Source organism: Geomonas sp. Red276 (assembly GCF_054784495.1).
This window is the reverse complement of record NZ_BLXW01000003.1, coordinates 73,778-86,107: the sequence shown is the minus strand read 5'-3', so window position 1 is coordinate 86,107 and position 12,330 is coordinate 73,778. Positions and strand designations below refer to the sequence as shown.

Sequence of the window (12,330 nt, the reverse complement as noted above, 5' to 3'; positions counted from 1 at the left end):
ATACCCTCTCCCTCCGGGAGAGGGGCAGGGGTGAGGGAAGCTTTTCAGGTTTCAGGAACTATCAATCCTTAAGGTGGTTTATGAAGTATTCAAAGGTATTCATAGAGTCTTTCGGTTATGAACTGGCGCCGGTGGTGGTTACTTCGGCGGAGCTGGAGGCCCGGCTGGAGCCGCTGTACAAGACGCTCCACTTCGCGCCGGGACAGCTCCAGGCGCTTACCGGCATCCGCGAGCGCCGCTGGTGGGAACCGGGATTCCCGCTCTCCAAGGGTGCCCTGGCCGCTGCCAGGAAGGCTCTGACCGCGGCCGGACTCTCGGGCGCCGATCTCGGGGCGCTTCTCTACACCGGCGTCTGCCGTGAACAGTTCGAGCCTGCCACCGCCTGCCGCGTGGCGGCCGGCCTCGGCATCTCCGGCCAGGCCGCGGTGTACGATCTCTCAAACGCCTGTCTCGGCGTCCTCAACGGCATCCTCGAGGTCGCCAACCGCATCGAGCTCGGCCAGATCCGCGCCGGCCTCGTGGTCTCCTGCGAGAGCGCGCGCGACATCAACGACATCATGATCGAGAGGATGCTCGCCGACCGCGGCATGGAAAACTTCGCCAGCTCGCTCGCCACCCTGACCGGCGGCTCCGGCGCCGTTGCGGTGCTCCTTACCGACGGCTCCTTCTCCAACTCCGGCAGGCGCAGGCTCCGCGGCGGGGTCGCCCTCACCGCCCCCGAACACCACAACCTCTGCCTCTGGGGTGTCCAGCCGGACGGCCACGGCGGGTTCATCCAGTCCATGAGCACCGACGCGGTAAGTGTCATGAATTACGGCGTCGAGCTAGGGGTGAAAACCTGGGCGAACTTCCTTCCCGAAGTCGGCTGGACCGACAGCGACGTCGACCGCGTGATCTGCCACCAGGTCGGGAGCGCCCACCAGAGCGCAATCCTCAAGACCCTCGGCATCCCGCTCCAAAAGGACTTCACCACTTACGAATTCCTCGGCAACATGGGGACCGTCTCCCTGCCGCTCACGGCCGCGCTGGCGGACGAGCGCGACGTCCTCTGCGAAGGGGACCGGGTGGCGATGCTGGGGATCGGAAGCGGGCTCAACTGCCTCATGCTCGGGGTGGACTGGTAAATGGCCAAAGACCTCGGCAAACTCTATCCCTTCACCGGCAAAACCCTCGACCTCTCCGGCCTCTCCTACCATTACCTCGACGAGGGGACCGGCGCCCCGGTGGTCATGGTCCATGGAAATCCTTCCTGGTCCTTCTACTACCGTAACCTGGTCCTGGCGCTCCGGGACCGCTACCGCTGCATCGTCCCCGACCACATAGGCTGCGGCTTCTCCGACAAGCCGGGCGACGACCGCTACGACTACACCCTCTCCCGCCGGGTGGACGATCTCGAGAAGCTGATCGACCACCTGAAGCTTACGGGAAAGATCACCCTCATCGTCCACGACTGGGGCGGGATGATCGGCATGGCCTACGCGAGCCGCCACCCCGAGCGGATCGGCAGGCTGGTCATTCTCAACACGGCCGCATTCCATCTCCCCAAGGAGAAGAAATTCCCGCTGGGGCTTAAGATCTGCCGGGACACGCTCCTCGGCACCCTGCTAGTCCGCGGCTTCAACGCCTTCAGCGCCGGGGCCTCCATCGTGGGGTGCAAGAAGAACCCGATGAGCGCCGAGTTGCAAGCCGCCTACCGCGCGCCGTACGACTCCTGGCAAAACCGGATCGCCACCCTGCGGTTCGTGCAGGACATTCCGCTGCAGCCGGGGGACCGGAACTACGCGCTGGTGAGCGAGGTGGCCGAGGGGCTCGTCCGCTTTGCCGATCTCCCGATGGCTATCTTCTGGGGCGAGCTCGACTTCGTCTTCGACAAGAGCTTCCTCAAGGAATGGATCAGGCGCTTCCCGAAGGCCAAAGTGACGAGCTATGCGGACGCCGGACACTACATTCTCGAGGACATGAAAGAGGAAGTGGTGCCACTGATAGTGAAGTTTCTGGCGGAGACACATTGCGGGGACGCAGCCTAACCGAAAGGAATCGCCCCATCCCCACCCAAGTGATAAGCAAGCGATTCCATCAAACAGAAAAGGCATCGCATGACCAACAGTGACATCGTCAACATAGCCGCCCACCTGCCGGAAATGGCCAAGCGCCAGCCGGATACCACGGCCATCATCTTCCCGAAGCAGAAGCGGCGGATGAGCTTCTCCGAACTGGACAAGCTGAGCGACCGGATCGCCTCGGGCCTCATCGGCGTCGGCATCTGCTCCGGCATCCGTACCGTCCTCATGGTGACGCCGAGCCCCGAGTTCTTCGCCCTCACCTTCGCGCTCTTCAAGGTCGGCGCGGTGCCGGTACTGATCGACCCGGGCCTGGGGATCAGGAACCTGAAGACCTGCCTCGCCGAGGCCGAACCGCACGCCTTCATCGGCATTCCCAAGGCACATATCGCCCGGCTCCTCTTCCGCTGGGGCAAGGGGACCCTCCGCACCCTGGTCACCGTCGGCCACCGCCTCGGCTGGGAAGGGACCACCCTCTCGTCGATCATCGAGAACACGCCACCCGACGAACCGTTCATGATGGCGCCCACCCAGCGCGACGACGTCGCCGCCATCCTCTTCACCAGCGGCAGCACCGGCATTCCCAAGGGGGCCGTCTACACCCACGGCAATTTCGCCGCCCAGGTGGAAGCGCTCAAAAAGGTGTACGGGATCCACCCGGGGGAGATCGATCTCCCGACCTTCCCGCTCTTCGCACTCTTCGCCCCCGCGCTCGGCATGACCGCGGTGATCCCCGAGATGGACTTCACCCGACCAGGGTCGGTCAATCCGGTCAAGATCATCGACGCCATCACCAGGTACAACGTCACCACCATGTTCGGCTCCCCCGCCCTCATCAACCGGGTGAGCCGCTACGGCGTGCGGCATGGGATCAGGCTCCCCTCCCTGCGGCGGGCGATCTCCGCCGGGGCGCCAGTGCCGGCCGCCGTGCTGGAGCGCTTCACCTCCATGCTCAATCCGGGCGTCGAGGTATTCACCCCCTACGGGGCGACCGAGGCGCTTCCGGTCTGCTCCATCGGCAGCAGCGAAATCCTCGGCGGCACGCGGGAGATCACCGACGCCGGCGGCGGGGTCTGCATCGGCCGCCCGGTGGAAGGGATCCGGCTGGAGATCATCGAGATCACCGACAGCCCGATCTATTACTGGGACGATGACCTCAAGGTACCGGTCGGCAAGATCGGAGAGATCGTGGTCCAGGGGGAGCAGGTCACCAGGAACTACTACAACCGTCCGGAATCAGACCACCTGGCCAAGATCCTCGATCCGGAGACCGGGTCCTTCTTCCACCGGATGGGGGACCTCGGCGGGCGCGACGAGGATGGGCGGGTCTGGTTCTGCGGCAGGAAGTCGCACCGGGTGGAAACCGCGGCCGGACCGCTCTTCACCATTCCCTGCGAGGCGGTCTTCAACACCCACCCGGCCGTCTACCGGACCGCGCTGGTTGGAATTGGCGCCCCCGGGGAGACGAAACCGGTTCTCTGCGTCGAGCTGGAGAAAGGATCGAAGTGGGACCAGGACAAAGTGCGGGAGGAGTTGCTGAAGATCGCCCAGGAGCATATCCACACCCACGCCATCGAGACGATCCTCTTCCACCCCGCCTTTCCGGTCGACATCAGGCATAACGCCAAGATCTTCCGGGAGAAGCTGGCCAAGTGGGCGGCGGAGAAGGTGAAATGAAGGCGCTCGTGACCGGTGGAGGGGGATTCCTCGGGTCGGCCATCGTGCGCCTGCTCGTCGCCCGCGGCGACCAGGTGGTGAGCTTCTCCCGCGGCCATTACCCCGAGCTGGAGGCCCTGGGAGTCAGGCAACTGCATGGGGATCTGGGCGACCGGAAGGCGGTCGAGCAGGCTGCCGACGGTTGCGACATCGTCTTTCACGTGGCGGCCAAGGCGGGGATCTGGGGCGACTACCAGGAGTACCACCAGGCGAACGTGGTGGGGACCGATAACGTGATCGCGGCCTGCCGGGCCCACGGGATAGGGAGGCTTATCTACACCGGTTCGCCGAGCGTGGTGTTCGACGGCTCGGACGTCGAGGGGGGGAATGAAGGGCTCCCCTACCCCACCCATTACGAAACGTATTACCCGCTGACCAAGGCGATGGCGGAGAAGGAAGTGCTGGCGGCAAATTCGCCGGAGCTTGCCACCGTCTCGCTTCGTCCCCACCTGATCTGGGGCCCCGGGGACAATCACCTCGTGCCGCGCATCGTCGCGAAGGCGCGCGCGGGGAGGCTTCGGCGGATCGGGAACCGTCCGTGCCTGGTCGACACCGTCTACGTCGACAATGCAGCCCAAGCCCATCTCGACGCCGCAGACCGGCTTTCCTTCAGGTCCGCCCCCGCCGGGAAAGCGTACTTCATCACCAACGGCGAACCGCTCCCGCTTTGGGAGATGGTGAACAAGATCCTCGCCGCCGCCGGACTTCCCCCCGTTACCCGCTCCATATCCCCATCCCTTGCCTACGCCGTTGGGGCCGCCTGCGAGAGAATCTGGAAAACCTTCCGTCTCTCGGGAGAGCCCCCCATGACCCGTTTCGTCGCCCGCGAGCTATCCACCGCCCACTGGTTCGACATCTCCGCCGCGAGAAACGATCTCGGCTACGCACCCGCCGTATCCGTCGAGGAAGGGCTGCGACGCCTCAAGGCGTGGTTCCAGGCGGGAGCGCCGCGATGAAGCTGACAGTGCCGGCATCCCTTTCCGGGCTGGTCGACATCCTTTATTTTTCCTTGGACGTACCGGATGGCGAGGCCGATCGCCTGCGTGGGTTTCTCACTGCCGAAGAGGTGCAGCGGGGTAACCGGCTGATAGACGAGGTCCGGCGCAGGCGCTTCTTCGTGGGGCGCGGGATTCTGCGGGAAGAGTTGGGGTATGCGTTGGGAAGAGCGCCGGTGGAGATAGAGCTTAGAGAGGGAGAGTTCGGGAAGCCGAGGCTTGTCGAGGAGCCGGAGCCGGTGTCGTTCAACGTGGCCCATGCCGAGGAGCATCTGCTGATTGCCCTGGCCAGGGGGCGGCAGGTCGGGATCGACCTGGAGATGATGAAGCAGGAGCTTCAATTCGGGGAGATGGCGAGGCGGTACTTTTCCGAGAGGGAAAAGGAAGAGTTGTTTTCCCTGCCCGGGGACCAGCAACTGGCGGCCTTCTACCGCTGCTGGTGCAGGAAGGAGGCGTATCTGAAGGGAACCGGCACCGGCTTCTCGCAGGTCTCCACCGGATTCGACGTGTCACTGCTGCCGGGAGAATCGGCGGCGCTGCTGGCCCACCGGGGGAGACCGGACGAGCCGGCCAAGTGGATGCTGGCAGACCTAACCCTCCCCGCCCCCCTCTGCGCTGCAGTAGCTGTAGAAGAGTTTTGACCCTTTCTTATCCGTTGGGTGGGCAGTCCTCTGCCCACCGTTTCGCCCGAAACCGGCTGTAAAGCGGAGGCACAACGTCGACGACCGCGTGGGCACGGGGTGCCCACCCTACTGGCTATCTCAACAGGGCGATAGTCAGCGGCAATGTGAAGAATGACAGGCAGGTCTGGGCGGTGATGATGGTAGCCATGCTGTTATGATCGCCTCCCATCTGGCGGGACAGGATGTACGCGGAGGGCGCGGTGGGCACGCTGAACAGCAGCACGGCCACCCCGGTTGCCACTCCGGACAGCCCCAGGTAGGTCGCGAGTCCCCACGCGATCGCCGGTTTGCAAAGAAACTGTATGGTGCTGCTCACCACCAGCGACTGCCAGTGGGCCCTCAGATGCCCCGCCCGATAAGCGGCCCCTACCGCCATCAGGCCGACGGGAAACGCGGCCTTCCCTCCCAACAGCAACACCCCATCGACCGCCTTCGGGATCTTCAGCCCCAACACATTCACCCCAACCCCGATCACGCACCCCAGGATCAGCGGGTTGCGTACCAGGTCTCCCACCAGCCGCGTCAGACTCACCCCATCGTCTTTATTGACCGCCACCGAAAAGACCGAGACGCACAGGATGTTGATCAGCACGATCATGAAGCCGGCCCCGAGCGCGGCGAGCATCAGCCCCTCGTTGCCGAACAAGTTTTCCGCCAGCGCCAGCGCCACGAAGGTGTTGAAGCGGACGCCCCCCTGAAAGAGCGACGTGAAGGCAGGCCCACCCATCCGGCGGTCGGTCAGCCACCAAAGAAGGACCAGCAGCGCACTGGCAGCGACCGCCCCCTCGACTGTCAAAAGCATTTTCAGCCAAGGGAGATCGCTGATCTTCTTCCCGGCAAGACTGTGTATCAAGGTCGCCGGCATGAGCAGGAAATAGGTGAGTTTTTCGGCGGAGGGCCAAAAGTTTGGATGAAGGAAGTTAGTGCGCTGGATGAGAAAGCCGGCCAGTATCATGGCCAGTACCGGGGTGAGTGCGTCGCTTATGGAAATCATCGCGTCCTCCTTTTCAGGGAGCATAGCACGATGCTTCCATAACTAAAAATTGATAATACTTGACGTTACATCAAGTTTTAATCAAGAAATGCATTCAGTGGTGAGTTCGTTCAGTATGAGCTCTGTCAGTAACTGGCGGACATGACGTCCCTTCTGATACATCCCGACCCGCCGTGTCAGTGGAGGAGACCCGAACCTGGTAAGGCTGAAATGGCTCTCCGCGGCAAGCAGCCGCTTCCTGTTGAGCGGCACCACGGCGATGCCGAGCCCCTCCTCCACCAGGCGAAGCACCGACTCCAACGAGTCGATCTCCATCACCTCGCGCGGGGCGATGTTCTGGGCCATCAGCTGGCGGTTGACCATCGCCCCGGCCCAGGCGGTCTTGTCGAAGCGGACGAAGGGAAAGCGCTCGAAGAGCTCTTCCATGTGGCTGGCCTCGGTCCCGATCGGCGCCGCCACGAAGAAGGACTCCACGTCATAGGGGCGCCATTCGTACTGGGGACCTACCGCGAACGGGGGCTCGGTGGTGAGGGCGGCGTCGAGCTCGCCGTCTTCCACCTTCCGGAACAGGTCGGCGGAAAGGCCGGACACGAGCCGCACGTGCAGGTTCTCGTGTTCCCTGCGTAACCGGCCGAGCACCGAGGGGAGCGGTCCGGTCAGCACGGTGGGGACCACGCCAAGGGTCAGCACCCCTCCTATCCGGTTCGCCGGGGAGAGCTCCCCCTTGATCCCTTCGTACAGGGAAAGGATCTCCTCCGCCCGCTCCACGACCAGACGGCCGCTGGCGTTGAGCTTGGGGCTGCGGCCGTTTCTCTCGAACAGCTGGACCCCCAACTCCTCTTCCAGGTTCTTCACCTGGAGGCTTATGGCAGACTGGGTAAGGCCAAGGTAGTCGGCAGCCGCGGCGAAGCTCCCTTTGCGGGCAACGGCGGTGAGAATTTGAAGGTTACGCAGCGACATGGTGCCTCGTTGCCTATCTCAGGTTATGTCCGTGATCTCGTGACTGAGGACCTTTTCCCGGTACGCCTCGACGTGCCGGCGGTACTTTCTCAAGTTGACCTCGTCACTGAGCCATCCATAGACGATGACGTTACTCTCTTTGTCGTGCTTGAAATAGAGCCGGTACCCGCCTGAGAGTATCGCCCTCCGCCACTGACTGCCCCCCTCGACTTCCCCCTCGCCCTGGTAGTATTCGGCGTGCTCGGGACGGCCGGGGATATCCTTGACGATGGCCCGGTAGACCTGGGCCAAGAGCTTCGCAAGCGGGGACTCCCGGTAGCTCTCCGGGTGCCGCTCCTTCTCCTTGGCCACCAGGGTCGCCAGCTCATCCAGCACGGCGGCGAAGGCGGGGTGAAACACCAGGCGGGACTCGTTACTGATCATGGCCGGGCCTCCACCCCAAGGACCAGCTCTCCGATCGCCTTGAGCCGCTCCGGGTCCGGGACGACAGGCTCACCACCCTCGACACCTTCCTTCTCCATGACCCGGTAGAGGTCGCGGACGGCGGCGTTCTCCACGCTGAAGGAGATAGCCTCGAAGGTCCTTGGATGAAGCGGGAGCGAGCGCAGACCCGAGCGCACCAGGTCTTCGTAGTAGGAAGCGGAAAATTCGTCGGGGATGACGAAGCGGTAATGGAGAAAGGGTGCATCGGGGACGGGTACCACCCCGAAGGAGTAATCCCGCAGGATGACGTCGGTCTGTGACAGGGCGCAGCCGATGCCGTCCAGGACGGCCTTCAGGTCGCGCTCCAGCATCCCATGGGAGGTGAGCAGGTCGCCCACGGCCTCGCATTGGCTCGCCTCGGGCCGGGGCGCCCAGCCCCCCTTCTGTTCCAAGAGCCGTCTGTAGAGCGAGAAGCGGCCGGTCAGGGGGGCCATACGGATCACCTCGTCGAGGAGTAGCGGGTTCTCCGGGTCCATGTCCAGCGCCAACAGGGCGAAGCGGACCGCCTCCCCCCAGAGGCAGCACTTTTCGAGGGACGCGGAGTAGTACATGAGGGTGACCAGGGACTCGGTGAGTTCCAGGGCCTTCTTGTGATGGTCGTGCATGGCCGCCGAATCATGCTCGAGACAGGCGACCAGCCCGAGGAGAAGGTTTGCCGCCACCGGCTCCTTTTCCATCATCCCCAGGGCGCTTTTCTTGAACTTGCCCAGTTTCACCCCCTGGGTCACATCCCGGCGAGTGAATTCTCCGAGTTCGTGCACCATGCGGGTGAAGTCTGCCTGGGCCTGGGTGATCATCTCCTTCAGCCGGCCAGGTCGGTCTTGCAGAAGCGGCAGACCATCTCACGCCACTTGCTGAACTCGTGGCAGTTGGGGCATTCGCGGTAGTGCCCCGGCACCGCCCGGGCGGGGCCCTGGAAGATGGTGACCATCAGGGTCGGGGGGAACAGCGTGTTGAGCAGGAACCAGAGGAAGGGGTTTCGCCCCTTGGTCCAGGCGATCCATCCGCCGGCCAGGCCGGGGACAATGAAGAAGACGAAGATGAAAGCGATCTGCAGCAGGTATGCATGAATCATGTGCGGTGATTCTCCTTCAAACTGAGGGAAACTAGGTTCTCGGTTCGGTCCTGGTGATGGTGCTCCGCAGGTCGAGGCCGAGCAGGTCGGCTGCCTCGTGCAGGGAGCGGTGGTAACGCTCGCGGAAGTGGTCGAAGTTCTCGTTGGGGCGCCCCTCCTCATCCCACGGGACGCCGGTCCGCACCAGGACGATCAGGATCTCCTCCAGGGCGTCCCGCATACTTTTCAATTCGCGGATTTCGGTAACGGCGGCGGCAATGACCTCGCGGTCGGCAGGGTCCGCCACGGTCAGCTGTTCAAGTTTCTTAATGATCTCTGGCATGGTTACCTCCGTGCGAGCCCGCATGGTAACAGTGCCGGCCACCCCCGTCAACCTCGATTCGGAGCGATGGTGCGAGATACAAGGGTGGCTTTCATCGAATGGAGCGGGGTGATGCCCCGGGCAGGTGTCCGTCTAAAAAGGGCGACATTAAAATTGAGTTCACCCGAAAATCATGGTAAACCTTCTATCGTTTCTCGAATCCCACAGATATCACGAGGATAGCATGAACAGACTCGCTTCGCTCCTGGCCGTCGTGGCCCTCTCCGCACTCATCTCTGCACCGGCCATGGCGGATACCGCTTCCCAGCCGGCCGCCGCCGACACCAAACCCGCAGCAACCGCCCCGGCTTCCGCCACCGCCCCGGCTCCGGCCACCAGCCCGGCGAATGCTCCGGCCACCACCGCCACCGCCTCCCCGGCCACCGCGGCCGCACCGTCCGCCAAGGAACAGGGACCGAAGGTCGCCTTCGTCGACATGTCCCGGATCGCCAGCGAATCCAAGACCGGCAAGGGGGTCAGCGATACGCTCAAGGCCAAATCGGAAAAGTACAAGGAGAAGCTTCAGGCCAAAGAGAAGCAGCTCGAAAAGCAGAAAGAGGCCATCCAGGCCAAATTCCCCACCATGTCTCCCAAGGAGCGCGCGGCCAAGGGGAAGGAATTCCAGAAGAAGGTCGAGGATTTCCAGAAGCTCGTCCGCGCAAGCGAGGAGGAGATGGAAAAGATGCGCGAGCGGATGACCAGTGATGTGGTCAAAAACATCAAGAAGGTCGCCGCCGGGTACGCGAAGGCCAACGGTTTCGGCCTCGTGGTCGACGAGAAGGCCGTCCTCTTCGTCTCCGACTCCCTCGACACCAAGGACATCACCGACCAGGTCATGACCCTGCTCGACGAGAAACAGGCCAAATAGTTGCATCTCGACGCCGCATGGTAGACTTATTCGAAATTCCCGGCTCCCCCGGATACTTCAGAAGGTGACCGCCATGAAAATGCCCAGGTTTTCGACGCTGCTAATGTTATCGGCCGTTGCGCTCAGCCAGCTGCCGGCCAACCCCGCCCTCGCCGTGCTCGGCGAGAAGTCCGATTCCATCGCCAAGGACGGCACCCCGGTTTCCTCGGTGAGACGCGTGCTGGCCGCCAACGGCACCAGCAGCTACCAGGTGCAGGAGGTCCAGACCGCCGCCACCAGGATCCGCGAATACGTCACCCCCTCAGGGGTGGTCTTCGCCGTGGCCTGGAACGGGATTAACACCCCGGACCTGAGCTCGCTTCTGGGTTCCTACCACCAGGATTACCAGACCGCCAAGAAGCAGACACCCCGCATCCGCGGCCGCAGACAGCAGCAGGTCCAGGGGACGAACGTGGTGGTGGAAACGTGGGGGCACATGAGAAATCTTCAGGGAAGGGCCTATATTCCGGCCATGGTCCCAACCGGGGTGAACGTCAATGACCTTCGATAAATTTCTGGCCAGAACCGGTTTCGTATTCGCCCTTTTTGTCCTCATCGCAGGATTGGCAGGCTGCGGCGGAGGTGGCGGAGGCGGAGGCACGCCATCCCCGGGCACCCTCGTCTCGATCACTCTTAAGCCCGCCACCTCCACCTTCGTGGCCGGCAAGGTCTTCAACTTCATCCTGATCGGGACCTACTCGGACAACTCCACCGCCGACGTCACCAGCACCGCGACCTGGAGCACATCCGCCGCCAACGTGGCCACCGTCAGCGACGCCACCGGGACCAAGGGGACCGCCACCGCCGTTGCCGCAGGGACCGCGACCATAACCGCCACGGTAACGGTCACCCCGGCCACCAACACCACCCCGGCGGTGACCTTGTCGCAGAACGCCACCGTCACCGTCATCCCCTCTACCATTCCGCTTCCCGGCGGCAACGTCATGCAGGTCACCGTCAACGGGGGCCTCTGCTCTGCGGCCACCTCGGTCAACTACTTCAACAAGCCGTGCGTGAGCGTCACCATCTGCAACCCTGATGGGACCGGTTGCCAGCAAATCAACGACATCCTGCTCGATACCGGCAGCGTCGGTTTACGCCTCTTCAAACAGGCCATCCCAGCTTCTATCACCATGAACCAGGTGACCGTGAGCGGCGGCAACCTGGCAGGCTGCGTCCAGTTCGCCGACGGCTCCTCCTTCTGGGGCCCGATCCAGACCGCCAATGTCCAGCTGGGGGGCGAATCTCCGGTCCAGATCCCGATCCAGGTGGTCGATTCCACCTTCGGCAACCACCTGGTATCCCCCTGCAGCGTGCCGGACACCACGCCGCTTAGCGCCGGCATGAACGGCATCCTCGGGGTCAATACCCAGCTGACGGACTGCGGCTCCACCTGCGTCAACCACCCGAACAACTCGACCCCCATCGAGTCGGTGGGGAGATACTACGCCTGCTCGGGGACCAACAACACCAACTGCGTCGAGACCAAGGTCCCGTCGGCCAGCCAGGTCCAGAACCCGGTGGCGAGCCTTTCCCAGGACAACAACGGCGTCCAGCTGATCTTCCCGCCGGTTCCCTTCGGAGGCACCACCTCGGTGACCGGGAGCATGATCCTCGGCATCGGCACCCAGAGCAACAATACGCCGACCACCGGGCAGCAGAGGGTGTTCCCGGTCGACTCCACCGGGGACTTCGCCACCATCTACCCGCCTAACTCCGCCAACGTCTGGAACGCCTTCGCGGATACCGGCTCCAACGCCTACTACATCCCGAACGCCAATTCCGGCGTCCTCCCCCCCTGCTCGTCGCCGAACAGCGCCTGGTACTGCCCGCCGGTGACCCGCGCCCTGATCGGGACCGTCGAGGGTGCCTCCGGGAGCCCGGTACAGGACGTGCCGTTCAACGTAGGGAACTTCATCGCCCTTTTCAACACCAACAACAACGTCTTCAGCGACATCGCCGGCGTCTCCTCCTTCGGATTCGACTGGGGCCTTCCGTTCTTCCTGGGACGCAAGACCTACTTCGGCTACCCCAACCGCGCCACCACGCTCGGGACCGGGCCGTACGTCGCTTTCTAGCAGTTGCGCAGACCGAAG

At 63.5% G+C, this 12,330-nt stretch carries 14 protein-coding genes; 8 read left to right on the top strand and 6 right to left on the bottom strand.

Going from position 1 to position 12,330, the window contains the following annotated elements; genetic code table 11:
• Positions 1-80 precede the first annotated feature (80 nt).
• The 5 genes from ACYVL5_RS03635 to ACYVL5_RS03615 all read left to right on the top strand — a co-directional run bounded on the left by ACYVL5_RS03635 (position 81) and on the right by ACYVL5_RS03615 (position 5,412).
• Positions 81-1,124: a ketoacyl-ACP synthase III gene (locus ACYVL5_RS03635; RefSeq protein WP_460594195.1), complete on the top strand. Its 1,044-nt coding sequence runs from the start codon at positions 81-83 to the stop codon at positions 1,122-1,124.
• Positions 1,125-2,027, top strand: a complete 903-nt coding sequence (locus ACYVL5_RS03630; RefSeq protein WP_460594194.1) for an alpha/beta fold hydrolase — start codon at positions 1,125-1,127, stop codon at positions 2,025-2,027.
• 69 nt (positions 2,028-2,096) lie between these two features.
• Positions 2,097-3,737: an AMP-binding protein gene (locus tag ACYVL5_RS03625; RefSeq protein ID WP_460594193.1), complete on the top strand. Its 1,641-nt coding sequence runs from the start codon at positions 2,097-2,099 to the stop codon at positions 3,735-3,737.
• Entirely contained in the window at positions 3,734-4,732 is a 999-nt protein-coding gene (locus ACYVL5_RS03620) for a Rossmann-fold NAD(P)-binding domain-containing protein (protein ID WP_460594192.1), read from the top strand. Before ACYVL5_RS03625 ends, ACYVL5_RS03620 begins: the two co-directional genes overlap by 4 nt.
• Positions 4,729-5,412: a 4'-phosphopantetheinyl transferase family protein gene (locus ACYVL5_RS03615; RefSeq protein ID WP_460594191.1), complete on the top strand. Its 684-nt coding sequence runs from the start codon at positions 4,729-4,731 to the stop codon at positions 5,410-5,412. The genes ACYVL5_RS03620 and ACYVL5_RS03615 overlap by 4 nt, the downstream gene beginning before the upstream one ends.
• A 115-nt stretch (positions 5,413-5,527) precedes the next feature.
• On the opposite strand, the gene ACYVL5_RS03610 is transcribed toward ACYVL5_RS03615, so the two are convergent.
• The 6 genes from ACYVL5_RS03610 to ACYVL5_RS03585 all read right to left on the bottom strand — a co-directional run bounded on the left by ACYVL5_RS03610 (position 5,528) and on the right by ACYVL5_RS03585 (position 9,288).
• Positions 5,528-6,448 carry an AEC family transporter gene (locus ACYVL5_RS03610; protein WP_460594190.1) on the bottom strand — a complete coding sequence of 307 codons (921 nt, stop codon included), beginning with the start codon at positions 6,446-6,448 and terminating at the stop codon, positions 5,528-5,530.
• 81 nt (positions 6,449-6,529) lie between these two features.
• Positions 6,530-7,408 carry a LysR family transcriptional regulator gene (locus ACYVL5_RS03605; RefSeq protein ID WP_460594189.1) on the bottom strand — a complete coding sequence of 293 codons (879 nt, stop codon included), beginning with the start codon at positions 7,406-7,408 and terminating at the stop codon, positions 6,530-6,532.
• Positions 7,409-7,426: 18 nt separating this feature from the next.
• Positions 7,427-7,831: a type II toxin-antitoxin system YhaV family toxin gene (locus ACYVL5_RS03600; protein ID WP_460594188.1), complete on the bottom strand. Its 405-nt coding sequence runs from the start codon at positions 7,829-7,831 to the stop codon at positions 7,427-7,429.
• A complete protein-coding gene (locus tag ACYVL5_RS03595; protein ID WP_460594187.1) occupies positions 7,828-8,688 on the bottom strand; it encodes a hypothetical protein in 861 nt (286 codons plus the stop codon). The genes ACYVL5_RS03600 and ACYVL5_RS03595 overlap by 4 nt, the downstream gene beginning before the upstream one ends.
• Positions 8,689-8,693: 5 nt before the next feature.
• Positions 8,694-8,966 carry a hypothetical protein gene (locus ACYVL5_RS03590; RefSeq protein WP_460594186.1) on the bottom strand — a complete coding sequence of 91 codons (273 nt, stop codon included), beginning with the start codon at positions 8,964-8,966 and terminating at the stop codon, positions 8,694-8,696.
• Positions 8,967-8,997: 31 nt separating this feature from the next.
• A complete protein-coding gene (locus ACYVL5_RS03585) occupies positions 8,998-9,288 on the bottom strand; it encodes a hypothetical protein (protein ID WP_460594185.1) in 291 nt (96 codons plus the stop codon).
• A 223-nt stretch (positions 9,289-9,511) separates the two neighbouring features.
• On the opposite strand from ACYVL5_RS03585, the gene ACYVL5_RS03580 reads away from it, so the two are divergent.
• The 3 genes from ACYVL5_RS03580 to ACYVL5_RS03570 all read left to right on the top strand — a co-directional run bounded on the left by ACYVL5_RS03580 (position 9,512) and on the right by ACYVL5_RS03570 (position 12,312).
• Entirely contained in the window at positions 9,512-10,195 is a 684-nt protein-coding gene (locus tag ACYVL5_RS03580; RefSeq protein ID WP_460594184.1) for an OmpH/Skp family outer membrane protein, read from the top strand.
• Positions 10,196-10,268: 73 nt separating this feature from the next.
• Positions 10,269-10,745 carry a DUF2844 domain-containing protein gene (locus ACYVL5_RS03575; protein ID WP_460594183.1) on the top strand — a complete coding sequence of 159 codons (477 nt, stop codon included), beginning with the start codon at positions 10,269-10,271 and terminating at the stop codon, positions 10,743-10,745.
• The gene (locus tag ACYVL5_RS03570; RefSeq protein ID WP_460594182.1) at positions 10,732-12,312 is read left to right on the top strand and encodes a DUF3443 family protein; all 1,581 of its coding nucleotides are present in this window, start codon (positions 10,732-10,734) and stop codon (positions 12,310-12,312) included. Before ACYVL5_RS03575 ends, ACYVL5_RS03570 begins: the two co-directional genes overlap by 14 nt.
• Positions 12,313-12,330: the final 18 nt, after the last annotated feature.